The sequence below is a fragment of the Halopseudomonas laoshanensis genome (assembly GCF_008365385.1).
Classification (GTDB): Bacteria; Pseudomonadota; Gammaproteobacteria; order Pseudomonadales; family Pseudomonadaceae; genus Halopseudomonas; species Halopseudomonas laoshanensis.
The window spans coordinates 517,967-535,933 of record NZ_QOVF01000002.1 but is presented as its reverse complement, the minus strand read 5'-3'; the positions used below and the strand labels follow the sequence as shown (position 1 = coordinate 535,933).

Here is a 17,967-nt window from a genome sequence, read left to right as displayed (position 1 = left end):
TGGCGCAAGTGTCCTGTTGCGCCGTATAAATAGCAGTAATGATGCTGGCAAACTTGCGCCGCTGGCCTGAGTCAGGCGCAGCGGCAGCTATGCGTCTGAATCAGGGGGCCGGGTTGGGCTGGCTCTGATGGATATCGGCAATGGCTTCAAGTATCGCGTCGGTCAGTCCCATGTTCACGCTGCTCAGGTTGCGATTGAGCTGGTCCATGTTGGTCGCGCCAATAATATTGCTGGTCACGAAGGGTTGCCGGGTGACGAAGGCCAGCGCCATTTGTGCAGGATCCATCCCATGCTCACGGGCCAGTTGAACATAGCGAGCGCAGGCCTTTTGAGCCTGAGGATTGGTATAGCGGCTGAACCGGCTGAACAGGGTCAGGCGGCCTTTCTCCGGCTGCAGGCCATTCAGGTATTTGCCGGTCAGGGTTCCGAAAGCCAGTGGCGAGTACGCCAGCAGCCCGGTCTGCTCGCGCAGGGACATTTCCGCCAGACCAATCTCATAGCTGCGATTTAGCAGATTGTAGGGGTTCTGGATGGAAGCGATGCGCGGCCATCCGCGGCTTTCGGCCAGATGCAGGAAGCGGCTGACGCCCCAGGGTGTTTCGTTGGACAGGCCAATGTGTCTGATCTTGCCGGCCTTGACCATGTCGTCGAGGACTTCCAGGGTATCTTCGACCGGCGTGATCAATTCGTCCGGGTCGTGGCGATAGCCGAGTTTGCCAAAGAAATTGGTGCTGCGATCTGGCCAGTGCAGTTGATATAAATCGATATAGTCGGTTTGCAGGCGCTTCAGGCTGGCGTCAAGCGCGGCGGTCAGATGCTCGCGGGTGAAGCGGGTCTTGCCGTCGCGGATATGCGGCAGCCAGTCACCGGGGCCGGCCACCTTGCTGGCCAGGATCCAATCCTCACGGGTGCCCCGCTCAGCGAAGAAGTTACCGATGATGCGTTCGGTTTCGCCATAGGTGGCAGCTACCGGCGGTACCGGGTACATCTCGGCAGCGTCAATAAAGTTGACCCCTGCATCCTTGGCCCGATCAATCTGGGCAAAGGCTTCCTTCTGGGTGTTCTGTTCACCCCAGGTCATGCTGCCGAGGCAGAGGGCGCTGACCTTGAGTTTGCTGCGGCCGAGTGGGCGGTATTGCATGTGCGTGCTCCAGTGGAACGATGGTGGTCTCATTATTGACCATAGGCTGGGCTAAAGTTGCGGTAAATGTAAATAAGGGTTGTAATTTTTAGCTCCCTTGGCATAATGCCCGCCACTTTCGACAGGATGCCTAGCCTGTCGTTGTTGTTTACAGCGCAGATGCCACCCAGACCCACGCAGCCCCCACTGAGTGTCTGTTCTAGGCTTTGTTGTCTTGTAAAAACACATTTCATTCTGTAAGATTCGCCCTCTTCTAAACAAGAGTGGCCTCTGAGGCTAGGATTAATGAAAACCTTCAGCGCCAAACCTGAAACCGTAAAACGCGATTGGTACATTGTAGATGCTACCGGTCTGACCCTGGGTCGCCTTGCTACCGAAGTGGCTTCACGCCTGCGCGGTAAGCACAAGCCCGAATACACGCCTCACGTGGATACTGGCGATTATATCGTCATCATCAACGCGGAAAAGATTCATGTGACTGGCAACAAGGCTCAGGACAAGATCTACTACAGCCACTCCGGTTTCCCGGGCGGCATCAAGTCGATCAACTTCGAAAAGCTAGTTGTACGTGCTCCAGAGCGCATCATCGAGTCAGCCGTCAAAGGCATGTTGCCGAAGAACCCCTTGGGTCGTGCAATGTACCGCAAGATGAAAGTGTACAAAGGTGCAGTTCATCCGCATGCGGCTCAGCAACCCCAAGAACTCAAGGTCTAAGGAGCATACTATGTCGGCGACACAAAACTACGGTACTGGCCGTCGTAAAACTGCCACCGCTCGGGTGTTCCTACGTCCGGGTAATGGCAACATCCAGATCAACAACCGCACTATCGAGAACTTCTTCGGCCGTGAAACAGCTCGCATGGTTGTTCGCCAGCCGCTGGAACTGACCGAAAGCGTCTCCAAGTTCGACGTCTACGTTACCGTCAAGGGCGGTGGTACTACCGGCCAAGCCGGCGCCATCCGTCACGGCATCACTCGTGCCCTGATGGAATATGACGAGACTCTGCGCGGCGTATTGCGCAAAGCGGGCTTTGTTACACGTGACGCTCGTGAAGTTGAACGTAAGAAAGTGGGTCTGCGTAAAGCGCGTAAGCGTCCTCAGTACTCCAAGCGTTAAGTCGCAAGACTTTTCCGCAGAACGCCCGGCATCCTATTGGACTCCGGGCGTTTTTGTATCTGCGGCAAAATGCCGCTTGCGCTCTAGGGCGCTGGAAAGGCCCGTATTTCAATGTGTTCCGCCGCGTCTCTATGGTTGATGATGAATACTTCACCTTGTCAAAAAAGGGGTTTTTCATTACCATCGGATTCATTTTGTGCATGCGGATTAAAACTCTTAAAAAGCCTTATAAAAAGGCCTGAATTAGCAGATGGGAGACGACTGGATGAGTAATGACGGCGTAAATAATGGCCGGCGTCGCTTCCTGGTAGCAGCCACAGGTGTTGTGGGTGCGGCCGGAGCCGTAGGGGTAGCAGTTCCCTTTGTGGGGTCTTGGTTCCCGAGCGCCAGAGCCAAGGCGGCAGGTGCGCCGGTCCGGGTGAATGTCAGTAAGCTCGAACCGGGACAGCAGATCGTAGCTGAGTGGCGCGGTCAGCCCGTGTTCATTTCACGCCGCACTCCTGAGGCGTTGGCGATTCTCGAACAGAATGTCGACATTCTTGCCGACCCTGAATCCGAATCATCAACGCAGCCCGACTATGTAGACCTGCACACGCGAGCCATCAAGCCTGATGTGCTGGTCGTGATGGGCATCTGCACGCACTTGGGTTGCTCGCCGTTGTTTCGCCCTGAGGTGGCTTCTGCCGAGATGGGGAATGAGTGGAAGGGTGGCTATTTCTGCCCATGCCATAGCTCCCGATATGACATGGCCGGGCGCGTCCACCGCGGGCAGCCTGCCCCGTTGAACCTGCCGGTTCCCCCCCATTCCTATGAGTCCGATGAGATTATTATCGTCGGCCTGGATCAGGAGTCTGCCTGATGAGCAAGCTGAATAACTGGATTAACGAGCGGATGTCAGTCAATCGGGTGGTCGAAGACCACCTGACCAAATACTACGCTCCCAAGAACTTCAACTTTTTCTACTTCTTTGGCTCCTTGGCCATGTTGGTACTGGTCAACCAGATCATCACCGGCATCTGGCTGACCATGAGCTACGAGCCGTCGGGTGAGGGCGCATTCGCTTCCATCGAATACATCATGCGTGATGTGGAATATGGCTGGCTGTTGCGTTACCTGCACTCCACAGGCGCGTCTGCCTTCTTTGTCGTCGTCTACATGCACATGCTTCGCGGCATCATGTACGGCTCCTATCAGAAACCCCGTGAGCTGATCTGGCTGTTCGGCATGACCATTTATCTGGTGCTGATGGCTGAGGCTTTCATGGGCTATTTGCTGCCCTGGGGGCAGATGTCCTACTGGGGTGCGCAGGTGATCATCTCGCTGTTCGGGGCCATACCCTTTATCGGGCCTGACCTGCAGCAGTGGGTGCGCGGTGACTATCTGATTTCCGGGATTACCCTCAACCGCTTCTTCGCGCTGCATGTGGTTGCGCTGCCGATCGTTCTGCTCGGTCTGGTAGTGCTGCACATCATTGCCCTGCACGAAGTGGGTTCGAACAACCCTGACGGCGTAGACATCAAGAAGCACAAGGACGAGAACGGCAAGCCGCTGGATGGTATTGCCTTCCACCCCTATTACACGGTCAAGGATATTGTCGGTGTTGTGGTCTTCCTGTTCGTGTTCTGCATCGTGGTGTTCTTCTTCCCGGAGATGGGGGGTTATTTCCTTGAGAAGCCCAACTTCGAAATTGCGAACCAGTTGAAGACGCCTGATCATATTGCGCCAGTTTGGTACTTCACACCTTTCTACGCCATTTTGCGCGCCATTCCGGCTATCGGCGGGTCTGCTTTCCCCGGTGTGTTGGCGATGGGTGCTGCGATTGCGGTGCTGTTTGTATTGCCATGGCTGGATCGGAGTCCTGTTCGTTCGATTCGCTACAAGGGCTGGATGAGCAAGGTATGGCTGGTGATCTTCTGCGTATCATTCGTGATACTCGGCATCCTGGGTGCTATCCCAGGTAATGATTTCCGCACCCTGGTCTCGCAGATCTGCACCTTCCTGTATTTCGCCTTCTTCATACTCATGCCGTTCTATACCCGCATGGAGAAGACTAAACCCGTTCCGGAGAGGGTTACTGGCTAATGAAAAAGCAATTGATTGCTCTGATATTTGCACTTGTTCCTGGTGTTGCCCTGGCTGCGCCGAGTGGTGCGCACCTGGAATCTGCCAATATCGACCTGACCGACAAAGCGTCGCTGCAGGACGGCGCCAGGACCTTTGCCAACTACTGCATGGGCTGCCATTCGGCTCAGTACCAGCGCTATGAGCGCGTGGCTACTGATCTGGATATCCCGCCGGAGATTATGTTGGAAAACCTGGTGTTTCCCGAGGGTGTACTGATTGGTGAGCATATGGAAATCGGCATGCGTCAGGCTGATTCCAAAGTATGGTTCGGCGCTGCGCCGCCGGATCTGACCAACGTCGCTCGCGTGCGTGGCGAAGACTGGTTGTACACCTACCTGAAGACTTTCTATGAAGATCCTTCGCGTCCTTACGGTGTCAACAACGAGGTTTTCCCGAACGTCGGCATGCCAAACGTGTTGGAAGAGCTGCAAGGGCGTCAGGTCATCGGCTGTAAGGGTATGCCGGTGACTGACGAGGATGGCAACATCCAGCGTGACACGCTGACCGGTGAAACCGTCAAGGATGAGAAGTGCGATGTGCTGACCATTGTTGAAGGTACTGGTAGCCAGTCTGAGGAAGAGTTTGATACCACCGTGCGTAACCTGGTCAACTTCCTGGCTTACTCGGCTGACCCGATCAAGCTGGAGCGCCACCGCATCGGTACTTATGTGCTGCTGTATCTGGCCTTCTTCTTCGTGTTTGCCTACCTCCTGAAGCGTGAGTATTGGAAAGACGTTCACTAACGAACGCTTTTTCAGGATCAATTGCGCGCCCTTTGGGGCGCGCTCTTGTTTCTAGGGTATAATCCCGAATTACCAGACAAGACCAGTCCGCTGGTCTTCCGTACGCGCGCAATTGCGCGATCAGTTGTTTACCGCAATCCGTTAATGGATGAGGGTTGATTTATGGGCGTTACCGCCAACAAGCGTTCTTCGATGGCTTTTTTCTCCGATCCACGTGACCACTACTGTCATCGTGTCCGTATTGTTCTGGCGGAGAAAGGCGTTACCGTTGACGTCATCAACGTTGAGCCCGATAACCATCCTGAAGAGCTGGCCGAGAACAACCCCTACAATAGCGTCCCAACGTTGCTGGATCGTGACCTGGTGCTTTATGAGCCCAACATCATGATGGAGTATCTGGACGAGCGTTTTCCGCATCCGCCCCTGCTGCCCGTTTACCCGGTGGCCCGAGCCAATACCCGTTTGCTGATGTTTCGTGTGCAGCGTGACTGGTGTGGGCTGGTCGATGCTATCACCAACCCCAAGACGCCTGCTGCAGCCGTTACCAAGGCGCGCAAGGAGCTGCGAGAGAGCTTGATTGGTGTAGCGCCGGTTTTTGTGGAGATGCCCTTCTTCATGAGCGAGGAGTTCAGCCTGGTCGATTGCTGTATTGCTCCGATCCTCTGGCGCTTGCCGATGCTCGGTGTTGAGTTGCCGAAACAGGCCAAGCCGCTACAGGATTATATGGACCGAATTTTTCAGCGTGAGGGCTTTCTTGGCAGCTTGTCTGCCGCTGAAAAGGAAATGCAGTAAGAATTCACCACAACATAGGAGGCCGCATGGCTCAAATGAGCTCAAGCCGACCCTACCTGATACGTTCGCTTTACGAATGGATACTCGATAACCAGTGCACGCCCTATGTACTGGTCAACGCCCATTATCCAGATACAGTGGTTCCAGAGTCCTTTGTAGAAGCAGGTCAGATCGTTCTCAATCTGTCGCCGAACGCGATACGTCACCTGGAAATGGATAATGACAAAATCTGCTTCGATGGCCGCTTTGGCGGCGTTGCTCAGCAGGTTTGGTTGCCCGCCCAGGCAGTGATGGCGATCTATGCTCGTGAAAACGGTCAGGGCATGGTGTTTGAGGTAGATCCGGCGCCTGTCCCACCTTCCTCTGAAGAGGGCGTGGCGAGCAGCAGGAGCCCCGCTGGCGGTAAGCCAAAGCCAGCCAGGCCGGCGCTGAAAGTCGTCAAGTAAAGTTAACTAGTCACGATCGGTTAGCACAAAAAAAGCCCGGCCCCGGAGTAATCCGGGGCCGGGCTTTTTGCTGCCGCTTCAGGCTGTGTGAGAAAGTCGCTTCAGTCGATATATTCGAACAGTTTCACGATACGTTGCACGCCGCCTACCTGCTGCACTGCGTTCACCGCCAGATCAGCTTCACTGCGACGCACCAGGCCCTGCAAGTAGACTATGCCAGCCTCGGTGGTGACCTTGATGCGGCGCCCAGGAATGGCGCTGTCACCGAGCATACGCGCCTTGACGCTCGTGGTGATCAAGGCATCGTTATTACGCGCAAGTAAAGCCAGGTTTTCACCTACGGTAAGCTCGTTGTGGACGACCTTGACGCGTTGCACCTGCTTGGCGACATTCCCGGCCAGGTCCTTGAGTTCCTGTCGCGGTACCTGTCCGGCAAGCAATACCACACCGTTATAACTGGTCACTGAAACGCGAGACGACTGTTCGAGGTCCAGATGGGCTTTGGCGATATTGACGCTGGCACGAGTTTCAATCAATTGATCGTCAATCGTGCTGCCAATGGTTCTGGTGCCCTGGTTGCCTTCCATAGGCGTGTCACGTGTGGCGGTCAACACCGAGCTGCAGCCAGCGAGTACCAGGCTGGTTAGCAAAAGGATTCCCAGACGCTTCATTCTTCGCTCCCGAACAGTTGGCGGTCAATTAGATCACAGAGGCAATGGATAGCCAGCAGGTGCACTTCTTGAATACGTGCTGTAGAGCGCGCCGGTACGCGAATCTCGGCGTCTTCTGGCAGCAGCAGCGAGGTCATGGCACCGCCGTCACGGCCGTTCAAGGCAACGACCAGCATATCCCGGTCATGTGCCGCCTGAATCGCCTGCAGCACATTGCCTGAGTTGCCGCTGGTGGAGATCGCCAGCAACACGTCGCCGGGTTGACCCAGTGCGCGAATCTGCTTGGAGAAAATCTCGTCGTAACTGTAATCGTTGGCGATCGAAGTGATGGTCGAGCTGTCAGTGGTCAACGCCAGCGCCGGCAGGCTGGGGCGCTCGCGTTCGAATCGATTGAGCAGCTCGGATGAAAAGTGCTGGGCATCGCCAGCTGAGCCGCCATTGCCGCAGGTCAGGATTTTGCCTTCATTCAGCAGGCAGTTGACCATTAACTGGCTGGCTTGCTCGATGCTTGGCCCTAACACATCCATGGCGCGGGTCTTGGTTTCGATGCTGTCGGTAAACAGCTGCCTGATTCGGTGTTGCATATCCATAGGGATCATGACTCGCTAGCAGGTGAATGCTTCTCGGATCCATTGATAAGAGGCGGGATCCGCTGGGTTGCCTTGCGCGGCGATAACATCGAATCGGCAAGGCTGATTGGCCAGATGGGGGTGGGTAAGCAGGTAATGCTGGGCTGCGGCGATAACGCGTTTCTGCTTGCGCCAGTCAATCGTTTCCGCAGCATTGCCCCATCGGGTACTTCGTCGGTAACGTACTTCAACAAATACTACTGTATCAGCATCGCGCATGACCAGATCAAGCTCGCCTTGCTTGCAACGATAGTTTCGCGCCAGCAGGCGCATACCAGAGCGCAATAGCAGTTGCTCGGATTGGCGCTCGGCCTGGTTGCCGAGCACCTGCTTGTCGGTCAGCGATGTCACGGAGCGGGGAGTAGGGCCGGTGCCTGAGTCAACCGACCATCCTCAATCACACCCCAACTGAGCTCACGACTGACACGCCCGTCTGGGGATAGAGACAGGATGCCGGTGGCGCCGTTCACTGTGGTTTCCGGATACTGTTGCATCTGCGGTAGCCGGGTAAATATGCGTTGGGCGTCTATTCCCATGGCGTACAGCCGGCCCAAAGCGCCGCCGGCTTGCGGCCAGTTCTGGGTGACCGACTCGTAGAGACTATCCGAGCGACTCACCAGCCAGGGGGTTTCCGCGACGAGAATGCCATCCAGATCGTTGTTCTGATCACCGCCTACCTGATAGACGTGTGAGGTGGCATACACAGGCAAGTCGCCCGCATATTGAAACGCCAGCGTCGGCATGATCTGTCGGGCCTGCAACGGGCCAGCGGTGATGAAGAGTGCGTCCAGATCCTGACGCGGGGTAGGTTGCACCACTACGCTGTTGCCCAGCGCTCGTTGAATCTGCTGGCCCCGCTGTTCGCTCTGACGAATACGCAGCAGCTCACCGATCTGGCCCGACATAGCCGCGGGCTCATCGACCACTTCGCGCCCAATCAGCACGCCACCCATTTCTTGCCAGGATTGCTGGAAAGCCTGGTAGGCACGTTCGCCCCAACCGGTGCTGGCAGTCAGTGCTGCCATCCGGCGATGGCCCTGGGCCCACGCCTGCGCGGCCGCGGAGCGCGCTTCATCTTCGGGAGCCAGGCCAAACTGGAACAGCGCTTTGCCCTCTGTTACGGGGCTGTCGGTGTAGTTCAATGCCAGTGTCGGCAGCGGTAATTCAGGCATGGCGGCGATGCGGCTGACCTGCTCGCGCTCCAATGGTCCGATGACCCATTCCACGCCGTCCGCGATCGCCTGGCGATAGAAGGCGTCAAGATCGGTGTAGGCAGTGGAGTCGTAGAGGCTGACCTCGGGTTGATCCAGCCCTTCACTGTAAGCCTGGTATTGAGCAGCAAGAAAGCCGTCACGCAGTGCCTGGGCAGCGGCGGCCAGTTCACCCTGAAAGGGCAGCAGCAAGGCGATATGCTGTGGCCGGCTGCTGTGTAGTTCGATCAGTTGCGACAAGGATGCCGGTAGCTGTTGCGCCGCAGGGTGATCAGGATTTTCTTGCTGCCATTGCTTCAGCGCACGGACCTGCAAATCCAGGTTGTTCAGCGTCTGATCAATCAGAGCCAGTTCCACCCAGGCTGCCAGCTCGCCAGTACTGGTGGCTGCGGCTGCCTGCAGCTCCTCGGGCGACATCTGGCTGATGCCTTTCCAGATCGCCTCCTGGTTAGCGGGCTGTGCGTTAGCCGGAAGCAGGCCATGCATAAAGATGCGCTGCTCTGCGGCTTTCAGGTGGTCTCCAACCTGATCATTGGCTTCGGCCTGCAGCCGCTGGATGTGCAATTGTTCGTCCAGTGGCAGGGTGTCGATCGAGCTGATCGAAGGATGCTGCAATGCGCGCAGGGCAATTTTTGGCTCATTCAGCGCCATGGCGCTGATGGCCTGCAACTGGCTGAAACGGATCTGCTGGTCGAGCGGCAGGTCGCTCTGCGGGATACGCTGAAGAATGCTCATGGTTTTTTCGTGGGCGCCAGCGTCACTGGCCGCCTGAGCCGCATACAAACGCAGCAGATTGGCTTCTGCGCCGGAATACCGGTCCGCATCTTCGAGGATCTTGTCCGCAGAGGCCTGCGGTGTACGTGGTAAATCACCCAGCTCTTGCGGGGCGGAGGCACAGCCGGCAATCAGCACAGCCAGGGTCAGAGGTAAAAACGGCAGGCGATGGCTGCGTAGCATGCGGCGGTATCCTTGCGCTGGGGACGCAGACGTGCGTGGCCCGTGGGATTTAAGCCGCCATTGTAACCAAGGGGGCCGGCAATCGCCATGCGCTGCATCACGTCCTGTACAATGGTCGTAACGTCCAGCCCAGGAAAAGTCATGTCCGGTACTCTTTATGTCGTCGCCACGCCTATTGGCAATCTGCAGGATATGTCGCCCAGGGCACTGGAGGTATTGCGTACGGTGGCGCTGATCGCCGCTGAAGATACGCGTCACAGTGCGCGCTTACTGCAGCACTTTGGTGTTTCGACGCCCACCACAGCCTGCCATGACCACAACGAGCGGGACAAAAGCGTCCGCCTGGTCGAACGCATGCTCGCGGGCGAAGACATGGCGCTGATTTCCGATGCGGGCACGCCGTTGATTTCCGACCCTGGCTATCACCTGGTGCGCCAGGCCCGTGAGGCGGGCGTGCGGGTATGCCCGATCCCTGGTGCCTGCGCGCTGATCGCCGCGCTGAGTGCGGCGGGGTTGCCGTCGGACCGCTTTGCCTTTGAAGGCTTTCTGCCGGCCAAAGCCCACGGCCGGCGTCAGCGACTGCAGGCGTTGGCGGTAGAGCCGCGCACCTGGATGCTCTATGAAGCGCCGCATCGGTTGCTGGAATGCCTGGAAGACATGCTGGATATTTTTGGCCCCGAACGGCAGGTGGTATTGGCGCGCGAGTTGACCAAGACCTTTGAAACCATCAAGGGCGCGCCGATTGCCGAACTGGTTGAATGGGTGCGCGCGGACTCTGATCAGCAGCGCGGCGAGTGTGTGTTGATTGTCGAGGCGATGCCTGCGCCTGAAGAGAGCGAAGGCTTGAATCCGGAAGCGCAGCGGGTACTGGATATTCTGCTCAGCGAGCTGCCGGTCAAGCAGGCCGCTGCACTGGCAGCGCAGATCACGGGCGAAAAGAAGAATCGGCTTTACCAGGTAGCCTTGGGTAAGGGTTGAGGTAAAACGACAGGACGGTGCAGCACTCCCTTGCTACACCGCCCGCGTCTGATGCTCAAGCCTGTTGCAGTACCAGCACCCGCTGGCCCGCACGTACCGCGGAGCCGGGCTGAACGTGGATTGAACTGACTACCCCGTCGCAGGGCGCGACCACGGGTATTTCCATCTTCATTGATTCCAGAATCACCAGCACATCTCCGGCCTTGACCTGAGCGCCTTGCTCAACCTGAACCTGCCACAGGTTGCCGGCGATATGGCTCTCGACCCCCTGTTGATCAGCCAGCAGCGGGGCTTCTTCAGTGGCTTCGGGGGTGGCTTCTTCACTTTCGTAATTGGCCTGCCCGTTGGCGATCCAGCGCTCCCGCTCGGCCTTGAACGCGGCCTGCTGTTGTTGGCGAAATGCCTGAATACCGTCTGCCTCCTGATCGAGAAAAGCCTGGTAATCATTCAGGCGCAGTTCGGTTTCTTCGATGCGCAGCGGGTAGCGCCCCAAGGGGAACTCGCGGCGAATCACCTGCAATTCATCGGCGCTGACGGGGTAAAAGCGGATCTGGTCGAAAAACCGCAGCAGCCAGGGCATCCCGCCAAAGGCTTCGACTTCACGGTAGCGATTCCACATCTGCAGCGTGCGGCCGACGAACTGGTAGCCGCCAGGCCCTTCCATGCCGTACACACACATATAAGCGCCACCGATACCTACCGAGTTCTCCGCAGTCCAGGTGCGGGCCGGGTTGTATTTGGTGGTGACCAGACGGTGCCGCGGGTCCAACGGTGTGGCGACTGGTGCGCCCAGATAGACGTCGCCCAGGCCCATGACCAGATAGCTGGCCTCGAACACGGTCCGGTAGACCTCATCCAGATTCGGCAAGTCATTGATGCGGCGGATGAACTCCAGATTGCTCGGGCACCAGGGAGCATCCTTTCGCACCGTAGTCATGTACTTGTCGATGGCCAGTTGGCAGGCCGGATCGTCCCAGGAGAGCGGCAGGTGCACAATGCGCGAGGGCACCTTGAGATCTCGTGCAGCACAGACCGCTTCCCAGGCATCCTCGACGATGCGCAGCAACTGATCTATCGGGAGCGTCTCCGGCTGATAGTGCACCTGCAGCGAGCGTATGCCTGGCGTCAGATCGTTCACGCCCGGTAATTGCATTGCCTCCAGCGATTGCATCAGCGCATGCCCGCGAAAGCGCAGCACCAGGTCGAGCTCTGGCTGGCCAATTTCCAGCAGCAAGTGGGTGTCGCCGGACAGGCGCGCGACCAGACGCGTATCGTCCTCGCCGATATCCAGCACAATCGGTGACTCCGGCGCGACCGCAGTGCTGCTGGCGGGGCATAGCGGCTGCAGCTGGTGGATGGCCTGGTCACGCAGTAGCGCCAGTTCGCGTGCGGTTTCCAGCGCTACCGGGATAAAGCGTACCCGGTCGCCAGCCTTGAGCTGGCCCATCTGCCACAGATCGGCTTCGATGATGCTGACCGGGCAAACAAAGCCGCCCAAGCTCGGCCCATCCGGACCGAGGATCACCGGCATGTCGCCGGTAAAGTCCACGGCGCCGATGGCGTACGGGTTGTCATGAATATTCGAGGGGTGCAGCCCGGCCTCGCCGCCGTCCTCGCGCACCCACTCGGGTTTGGGGCCGATCAGTCGTACGCCGGTACGGCTTGAGTTGAAGTGCACTTCCCATTCGGTATCCAGAAACCGCTGCATATACGCCTGGGTAAAATATTCTGGCGCCGCGTGCGGGCCGTAGATCACGCGCAGTTCTCTGACGGCCGGCAAGGTGGTGCGCATGTCCTCGGCCAGACTCTCGCCTGCGTGGGCATCAGTCAGTGCCGGTAGATGCAACACATCGCCCGCGCGCAGCGCGCGACCGGCATGCCCACCAAACTGGCCCAGGGTGAAGGTGCTTTTGCTGCCCAGATAATTCGGCACCTGCACGCCGCCACGCAGTGCAAGATAGCTGCGCGCCCCCGTGCCAAGAATGGTGCCCAGGGCCAATTGGCTGCCAGCCTTGATCAGCAGGCTGGTATGCATCGGCTGCGGCTCGCCATCAACGTGCAGCGGGATCTCGGCACCGGTTACCGCGATCACCGCATCGGTATTGAACTTCAGAGTCGGGCCGGTCATGGTGATTTCCAGGCCGGCGGCGTCGCTCGGATTTTTCAGTAGACGGTTGCCCAGTCTTAACGCGAGATTGTCCATCGGCCCGGAAGGCGGTACGCCGACAGCCCAGTAGCCGAGACGACCGGGTACATCCTGCACGGTGGTTTGCGTACCACCACTGACCACTTCGAAGGTATTGGCCTGGTAACTGAGCTCCTCCAGACAGCGGGTCCAGGGTTCGCCACTGGCAAAGGGCGTATCCAGCAGAATCTGGCGAATATATTCGATATTGGTTTCCACGCCATACAGCTGCGTGGCGCCGAGGGTGCTGTGCAGGGCGGCGCGGGCTGCTTCTCGGGTAGGTTCCCAGCAGATGATCTTGGCAATCATCGGATCAAAGTAGGGCGGGATCTCGCAGCCGGCTTCTACCCAGGTATCGACGCGCAGCGCTTGCCCGTCGGCGCCCGGAAAGTTAACCGCTGTCAGCAAGCCGGGGCAGGGCTGGAAATCGCGGCCAGGATCCTCGGCATACACCCGTGCCTGGATGGCATGGCCCTGGGCTTTCAGGTCCTTGCCTAGCTCGGCCAGCGGCGGCAGGTCGCCGGCAGCCAGCTCGATCATCCAGCGCACCAGGTCCACACCCCAGACCTGCTCGGTAACGCCGTGCTCCACCTGCAGACGGGTGTTGACCTCGAGGAAATAGAATTGTGCGGCTTCGCTGTCGTAGACAAACTCCACAGTACCGGCGCTGCGGTATTGCACGGCGCTGGCGAGCTGGATCGCGGCCTCGCACAATGCCTCAGCCATGCCACTCGGCAGATTCGGTGCGGGGGTTTCCTCTACCACTTTCTGGTTGCGGCGCTGCACCGAGCAGTCGCGCACGCCCAGAGCCAGCACGCCGCCCTGGCCATCGCCGAATACCTGCACCTCCAGGTGCCGAGCACGCTGAATATATTTCTCGATAAACACGCCAGCGTCGCTGAAATTGTTCTGACCCAGACGTTTGACCGTTTCAAAGGCATCACTCAACTCGGTGGCGTTCCAGCACACACGCATGCCGATGCCGCCGCCACCTGCGGTACTTTTAAGCATGATTGGGTAGCCGACCTGCTCGGCAGCGGTGAGCGCTGCAGCCACGCTGTCCAGTAGCTCAGTACCTTCGAGCATGGGAACACCATGCTGTTTGGCCAGCGCGCGGGCGGTGTGCTTGAGGCCGAACACTCGCAGCTGTTCCGGGGTCGGGCCAACAAAAGCGATACCCGCGGCCTCACAGGCCTCGGCGAAAGCGGCGTTCTCCGAGAGGAAGCCGTAGCCTGGGTGAATTGCCTGGGCGCCGCTTTGCCGGGCGGCATCGAGGATTTTTTGAACATCCAGATAAGTCCCGGTTGCGGCGCCATCGCCGAGGGAGATCGCCTCTTCGGCCTGCTGAAGGTGCAGGCTCGCTGCATCGGCTTCGGAATACACGGCCACGCCGCGAACGTCGAGGCTTTTCAAGGTGCGCAGGATGCGGCAGGCAATGGCGCCGCGGTTGGCAATCAACAAGGTATCGAACATGGTTGTTCCTCGGCCAGGTCGTCCTGGTTCACTACTTAATGCTCCCTGGGTCGTCCCGGAGCTATACCGTTGTTAGCTGGAGGCGCGCGACTTACTGGTCCCAGACCAGTATTTCCGCCGGCGTCGGGTTATAGCCGTTGCACGGATTATTCAGCTGCGGGCAGTTGGAAATCAGGATAATGATGTCCATGTGCGCGACCAGCTCGACGTATTTGCCCGCGCCGGAGATGCCATCTTCAAAGGTAAGGCCGCCTTCGGGGGTGACCGGCACGTTCATGAAAAAGTTGATATTGGCGCTGATGTCGGCCTTGGTCAGGCGCCCGTCATGCAGGCTGGCGCGCAGAAAGTTGTCGCGGCAGCTGTGCATATAGCGGGTGTTCAGCGCATAGCGCACGGTGTTGCTTTCCTGGGCGCAGGCGCCGCCGAGGGTGTCGTGGCGGCCACAGGTGTCGGCGCTGATGGTCAGCATCGGGTTGCCCATGTTGCTGTAGAGCACGCTACCCGTGGTCAGGTAGACGCTGTTCTGGCGGCGCAGGGTGCGTTGCACGTCATAGCGCTCGCGCGGGTTTTTGGCGCTGTAGAACAGGGTATCTACTGCCTGATTGCCTTCCAGGTCCAGCAAGCGCACGGTCTGGCCGGCCTTGATGTCGAGCATGAAGGGTTCGCCAGCGGCAATGTGGCTGCGCAAGCTGGCCTTGTCTGGCTGTTTGTCGCTGTGGGTCAGTGTCATGGTGTGGCCCTCAGAGGTGAATGCGATCGGTGTTGTACAGACCGCGCACATTTTCTGCGCGGGTGTTGCGGCAGAGCACGGTGATGCCGTCATCGGCTACCTGATGCCAGCTCAGCTGTACTGGTTTAGGGGCGTACTGCGGGTTCGGGTCCATGGGGTGTTGGAGTGCGGTCAGTACCACGAGAGTATCCATCGGTGCGTAGAGCTCTATCAGATCGCCGGCAGCGGAATTATCCGCGTGGAATTGAAAGCGACCTTCCGCATCGATGGTGACCTTGCTGAACAGGTTCAGCGTCATCAGCAGATCCGCGAGGTTCATGTTCCACTTACCCATCTCCACCAGCAGATTATCTACACCGTTGCGGAAGAAACCGTTGCGCAGTTCCTGATAGCGGCCTTCGCCATAGTGGGCTTTGACCTCCTCGGCATTCAGTACACCGCCGAAACTGTCACTCCAGCCACAGGTATCGGTGACGATGGCGGCCAGCACCCGGCCCATGTCGGAATACAGGCAGTGGCCAGCAGTGAGTTTGGCGGTGTGCTGGCACTTGAGGCTGTCCGGCAGGTTCAGGCGCTCACTTTTTTCATGGGCGTTGAACAGCATCATGCTGATGTTGGCGCCGCCTTCTATATCGGTCAGGCGTAGCAGTTGGCCGCGCTTTAGCACGAACGAGGTGTGGCCACCACCGGGCAGTGTTTCTTCAAATAGTGTGGTGCGCAGAGGCGCTGGGATAGTCATGCAGAAGCTCCTTGCAGATCAGGTGTCGCCGCTTTGCCAGTAATGCGCTCCGGCAGCGCATCCAGTGCGGCGCGGGCTGCCAGTCGATCACTGTTCAGGGGAATGTCGTAGGTGATGCGCGCGCCATAGGCACCGGGGGCCTGCGGGTCGATACGGGTCTTGTCGAACACCATCAGGCGGGTACCCAGGGTGAAGCCTTCGGTCAGGTCATGGGTGACCATGAATACCGTGAGGCCGGATTTCTTCCACAGGGACAGCAAGAGCTCATGCATGTCCTTGCGAATGCCGGGATCCAGTGCGCCGAAGGGTTCATCCAGCAACAATATGCGCGGCGTTTTGACCAGCGCCTGGGCGATCGCCAGACGCTGTTGCATACCGCCGGACAGGGCATGCGGATACTGATTTAGCGCATGACCAAGGCCGACCGACTCGAGTATGGCCACGCTGCGATCACGGGCCTCCTTGCGCTGGCTGCCGAACAGGCGTCCAAGCAGCGGCGAGCTCTGTAGTTCCAGCCCGAGCATCACGTTGCCCAGTACCGTCAGGTGCGGGAAGACCGAGTAGCGCTGAAATACCACGCCACGCTCCGGGCCGGGTTCGGCAGCCAGCGGCTCGCCGTCCAGCAGGATTTGACCCTTGCTGGGTTTTTCCTGACCCAGCAGCAAACGCAGGAAGGTCGATTTGCCGCAGCCGGAGGCGCCAACCATGGTGATGAACTCGCCACTGGCGACGTCCAGGTTAAGGTTTTCCAGCACGACGTTATCATCGTACTGCTGCCAAACGTTCTGAATGGAGATGGCGCTCATATCAATGCGCTCCCTTGGGTTCGAACCAGGGAAAGAGCGCCCGGCAAATGCCTTTCAGCGCGCGATCCATGATGAAGGCCAGCAGTGTGATCCAGGCGACATAGGGCAGAATCACGTCCATGGCCAAGTAACGGCGGACCAGAAAGATGCGGTAGCCCAGGCCGTCGGTGGAGGCAATGGCTTCCGCGGCGATCAGAAACAGCCAGGCCGGCCCCAGTGCCAGGCACAAGCCCTGCAGAAGCCGGGGCAGCAGTTGCGGCAGCACGACGCGGATCAGTACCTGCCAGGTATTGGCGCCCAGGGTCTGCGCCTTGACCAGCAGCTCGGTGGGTATCTCGCTGACCCGTTGTTGCATATCGCGGATCAGCACCGGAGTTATGCCGATGACGATCAGCATGACCTTGGACAGTTCGCCCAAGCCCAGGACGATAAACAGGATCGGTAGAATCGACAGCGGCGGAATCATCGAGATTACCGTTACCAGCGGCGACAGCGGATTGCGCAGCAGTGGAATCAACATGGCCATGCCGAGCACCAGACTGGCTACTGCCGCGATGCCCAGACCGGTGCCCAGACGTTTCAGGCTGGCGCTGGTGTCGTCCCACCAGAGATAGGCGCCAGTGCGTTTGTCCGGGGTAAAGGCCATGCGATCGACCGCGTCGGCCATCTGGGTAAAGCTCGGTAACAGCTTATCGTTGGGATTATCTGCCAGGCGTGCCTGCGAGCTTGCGAGGTATAGCAATAACAGCAGGGCGAAGGGTAGCAGCACCAGACCCAGATGCAGTACGCGGCCAGGTTTGCGGTTCATCAGACGTGACATACACGGCTCCCTGCCAGAGGGAAAGTGCGCAGCGGCGAGACAAGCTGAGATAAAGGTACGGCAGGCATGGCAGTCTCCACGGGTTACAGGTAACGAGATCTCAGCTGTCTGAGGCTCTCCCGGGCTTTTATCCCGCCGTGTAACCCCCTCGCGGAGGTCGACAACTCTCGGACCAGTCATCTGCCAGGCAGATCGGAACCCTAGTTGTCCATTGGTGCCAATTTGTATTTAACCTGGGGGCGAGGCCCGGCCAGGCTAGGCTACGTTGTTGGGGTCAGACAGACCCGGATCTCGTATGCGGGGTTAAACAATGCAGAGGTTGTGCCAACGCTAACAATTGCGGGGTTCGCGGGGGCTGCACTGCAATGGAGCACGAGGCGCCGAGGCGAACCGGGGATTTTCTGC

General features: G+C 58.6%; 19 protein-coding genes and 1 riboswitch. Of the genes, 8 read left to right on the top strand and 11 right to left on the bottom strand.

Translation table 11 applies throughout. From position 1 onward, the window contains the following. Window positions 1-100 precede the first annotated feature (100 nt). The gene (locus DT594_RS08985) at window positions 101-1,141 is read right to left on the bottom strand and encodes an NADP(H)-dependent aldo-keto reductase (RefSeq protein ID WP_096345199.1); all 1,041 of its coding nucleotides are present in this window, start codon (window positions 1,139-1,141) and stop codon (window positions 101-103) included. A gap of 285 nt (window positions 1,142-1,426) precedes the next feature. On the opposite strand from DT594_RS08985, the gene rplM reads away from it, so the two are divergent. The 7 genes from rplM to DT594_RS08950 all read left to right on the top strand — a co-directional run bounded on the left by rplM (window position 1,427) and on the right by DT594_RS08950 (window position 6,363). Then, complete coding sequence (gene rplM / locus DT594_RS08980) at window positions 1,427-1,855, top strand: 50S ribosomal protein L13 (protein WP_149332365.1); 429 nt, start codon at window positions 1,427-1,429, stop codon at window positions 1,853-1,855. A gap of 10 nt (window positions 1,856-1,865) precedes the next feature. Then, on the top strand, window positions 1,866-2,258 hold the full coding sequence (rpsI, locus tag DT594_RS08975) for a 30S ribosomal protein S9 (RefSeq protein WP_149332364.1): 393 nt from the start codon (window positions 1,866-1,868) through the stop codon (window positions 2,256-2,258). Between the two features lie 265 nt (window positions 2,259-2,523). Continuing rightward, window positions 2,524-3,117 carry a ubiquinol-cytochrome c reductase iron-sulfur subunit gene (gene petA, locus DT594_RS08970; protein ID WP_149332363.1) on the top strand — a complete coding sequence of 198 codons (594 nt, stop codon included), beginning with the start codon at window positions 2,524-2,526 and terminating at the stop codon, window positions 3,115-3,117. After that, window positions 3,117-4,340, top strand: coding sequence for a cytochrome b (locus tag DT594_RS08965; protein ID WP_149332362.1), 1,224 nt, complete (start codon window positions 3,117-3,119; stop codon window positions 4,338-4,340). Before petA ends, DT594_RS08965 begins: the two co-directional genes overlap by 1 nt. After that, window positions 4,340-5,125, top strand: a complete 786-nt coding sequence (locus DT594_RS08960) for a cytochrome c1 (protein ID WP_149332361.1) — start codon at window positions 4,340-4,342, stop codon at window positions 5,123-5,125. The genes DT594_RS08965 and DT594_RS08960 overlap by 1 nt, the downstream gene beginning before the upstream one ends. 162 nt (window positions 5,126-5,287) lie before the next feature. Then, complete coding sequence (locus tag DT594_RS08955) at window positions 5,288-5,917, top strand: glutathione S-transferase N-terminal domain-containing protein (RefSeq protein WP_096345193.1); 630 nt, start codon at window positions 5,288-5,290, stop codon at window positions 5,915-5,917. Between the two features lie 35 nt (window positions 5,918-5,952). Continuing rightward, on the top strand, window positions 5,953-6,363 hold the full coding sequence (locus DT594_RS08950; protein ID WP_149332655.1) for a ClpXP protease specificity-enhancing factor: 411 nt from the start codon (window positions 5,953-5,955) through the stop codon (window positions 6,361-6,363). 101 nt (window positions 6,364-6,464) lie between these two features. Here the strand turns inward: DT594_RS08950 and DT594_RS08945 are convergent, their stop codons facing one another. The 5 genes from DT594_RS08945 to DT594_RS18950 are packed head-to-tail and all read right to left on the bottom strand — an operon-like array spanning window position 6,465 to window position 9,974. After that, entirely contained in the window at window positions 6,465-7,034 is a 570-nt protein-coding gene (locus tag DT594_RS08945) for a BON domain-containing protein (RefSeq protein WP_149332360.1), read from the bottom strand. Beyond that, on the bottom strand, window positions 7,031-7,624 hold the full coding sequence (locus tag DT594_RS08940) for a phosphoheptose isomerase (RefSeq protein WP_149332359.1): 594 nt from the start codon (window positions 7,622-7,624) through the stop codon (window positions 7,031-7,033). Before DT594_RS08940 ends, DT594_RS08945 begins: the two co-directional genes overlap by 4 nt. A 15-nt stretch (window positions 7,625-7,639) precedes the next feature. Further along, window positions 7,640-8,014, bottom strand: a complete 375-nt coding sequence (locus DT594_RS08935; RefSeq protein ID WP_096345190.1) for a YraN family protein — start codon at window positions 8,012-8,014, stop codon at window positions 7,640-7,642. Next, window positions 8,011-9,831: a penicillin-binding protein activator gene (locus DT594_RS08930; RefSeq protein ID WP_149332358.1), complete on the bottom strand. Its 1,821-nt coding sequence runs from the start codon at window positions 9,829-9,831 to the stop codon at window positions 8,011-8,013. Before DT594_RS08930 ends, DT594_RS08935 begins: the two co-directional genes overlap by 4 nt. Further along, complete coding sequence (locus DT594_RS18950) at window positions 9,795-9,974, bottom strand: hypothetical protein (protein ID WP_178091472.1); 180 nt, start codon at window positions 9,972-9,974, stop codon at window positions 9,795-9,797. The genes DT594_RS08930 and DT594_RS18950 overlap by 37 nt, the downstream gene beginning before the upstream one ends. On the opposite strand from DT594_RS18950, the gene rsmI reads away from it, so the two are divergent. Next, entirely contained in the window at window positions 9,919-10,809 is an 891-nt protein-coding gene (gene rsmI, locus DT594_RS08925; protein WP_425460529.1) for a 16S rRNA (cytidine(1402)-2'-O)-methyltransferase, read from the top strand. The two genes, DT594_RS18950 and rsmI, sit on opposite strands and share 56 nt — an antisense overlap. Window positions 10,810-10,864: 55 nt before the next feature. Here the strand turns inward: rsmI and uca are convergent, their stop codons facing one another. From uca to DT594_RS08900, 5 genes are all read right to left on the bottom strand, one after another. Beyond that, on the bottom strand, window positions 10,865-14,467 hold the full coding sequence (uca, locus tag DT594_RS08920) for an urea carboxylase (protein WP_149332356.1): 3,603 nt from the start codon (window positions 14,465-14,467) through the stop codon (window positions 10,865-10,867). 91 nt (window positions 14,468-14,558) lie between these two features. Next, on the bottom strand, window positions 14,559-15,197 hold the full coding sequence (locus DT594_RS08915) for an urea amidolyase associated protein UAAP2 (protein ID WP_149332355.1): 639 nt from the start codon (window positions 15,195-15,197) through the stop codon (window positions 14,559-14,561). Between the two features lie 10 nt (window positions 15,198-15,207). Further along, window positions 15,208-15,936, bottom strand: coding sequence for an urea amidolyase associated protein UAAP1 (locus tag DT594_RS08910; RefSeq protein ID WP_149332354.1), 729 nt, complete (start codon window positions 15,934-15,936; stop codon window positions 15,208-15,210). Beyond that, window positions 15,933-16,742 (bottom strand): ABC transporter ATP-binding protein, encoded by an 810-nt coding sequence (locus tag DT594_RS08905; RefSeq protein ID WP_149332353.1) that lies wholly within the window; start codon window positions 16,740-16,742, stop codon window positions 15,933-15,935. Before DT594_RS08905 ends, DT594_RS08910 begins: the two co-directional genes overlap by 4 nt. Window position 16,743: 1 nt before the next feature. Then, on the bottom strand, window positions 16,744-17,562 hold the full coding sequence (locus tag DT594_RS08900) for an ABC transporter permease (protein ID WP_149332352.1): 819 nt from the start codon (window positions 17,560-17,562) through the stop codon (window positions 16,744-16,746). Window positions 17,563-17,676: 114 nt separating this feature from the next. Then, window positions 17,677-17,777, bottom strand: a riboswitch (guanidine-I (ykkC/yxkD leader). Window positions 17,778-17,967: the final 190 nt, after the last annotated feature.

Bases quoted from the DNA above. Each gene is read 5' to 3' on its own strand.
- DT594_RS08955 (WP_096345193.1), top strand. From the start codon at position 5,288: ATGGGCGTTACCGCCAACAAGCGTTCTTCGATGGCTTTTTTCTCCGAT.
- rpsI (WP_149332364.1), top strand. From the start codon at position 1,866: ATGTCGGCGACACAAAACTACGGTACTGGCCGTCGTAAAACTGCCACC.
- DT594_RS08915 (WP_149332355.1), bottom strand. From the start codon at position 15,197: ATGACACTGACCCACAGCGACAAACAGCCAGACAAGGCCAGCTTGCGC.
- rsmI (WP_425460529.1), top strand. From the start codon at position 9,919: ATGCGCTGCATCACGTCCTGTACAATGGTCGTAACGTCCAGCCCAGGA.
- DT594_RS08960 (WP_149332361.1), top strand. From the start codon at position 4,340: ATGAAAAAGCAATTGATTGCTCTGATATTTGCACTTGTTCCTGGTGTT.
- DT594_RS08930 (WP_149332358.1), bottom strand. From the start codon at position 9,831: ATGCTACGCAGCCATCGCCTGCCGTTTTTACCTCTGACCCTGGCTGTG.
- DT594_RS08965 (WP_149332362.1), top strand. From the start codon at position 3,117: ATGAGCAAGCTGAATAACTGGATTAACGAGCGGATGTCAGTCAATCGG.
- DT594_RS18950 (WP_178091472.1), bottom strand. From the start codon at position 9,974: ATGACTTTTCCTGGGCTGGACGTTACGACCATTGTACAGGACGTGATG.
- DT594_RS08985 (WP_096345199.1), bottom strand. From the start codon at position 1,141: ATGCAATACCGCCCACTCGGCCGCAGCAAACTCAAGGTCAGCGCCCTC.
- rplM (WP_149332365.1), top strand. From the start codon at position 1,427: ATGAAAACCTTCAGCGCCAAACCTGAAACCGTAAAACGCGATTGGTAC.
- DT594_RS08940 (WP_149332359.1), bottom strand. From the start codon at position 7,624: ATGGATATGCAACACCGAATCAGGCAGCTGTTTACCGACAGCATCGAA.
- DT594_RS08945 (WP_149332360.1), bottom strand. From the start codon at position 7,034: ATGAAGCGTCTGGGAATCCTTTTGCTAACCAGCCTGGTACTCGCTGGC.
- uca (WP_149332356.1), bottom strand. From the start codon at position 14,467: ATGTTCGATACCTTGTTGATTGCCAACCGCGGCGCCATTGCCTGCCGC.
- DT594_RS08900 (WP_149332352.1), bottom strand. From the start codon at position 17,562: ATGTCACGTCTGATGAACCGCAAACCTGGCCGCGTACTGCATCTGGGT.
- DT594_RS08950 (WP_149332655.1), top strand. From the start codon at position 5,953: ATGAGCTCAAGCCGACCCTACCTGATACGTTCGCTTTACGAATGGATA.
- petA (WP_149332363.1), top strand. From the start codon at position 2,524: ATGAGTAATGACGGCGTAAATAATGGCCGGCGTCGCTTCCTGGTAGCA.
- DT594_RS08905 (WP_149332353.1), bottom strand. From the start codon at position 16,742: ATGAGCGCCATCTCCATTCAGAACGTTTGGCAGCAGTACGATGATAAC.
- DT594_RS08910 (WP_149332354.1), bottom strand. From the start codon at position 15,936: ATGACTATCCCAGCGCCTCTGCGCACCACACTATTTGAAGAAACACTG.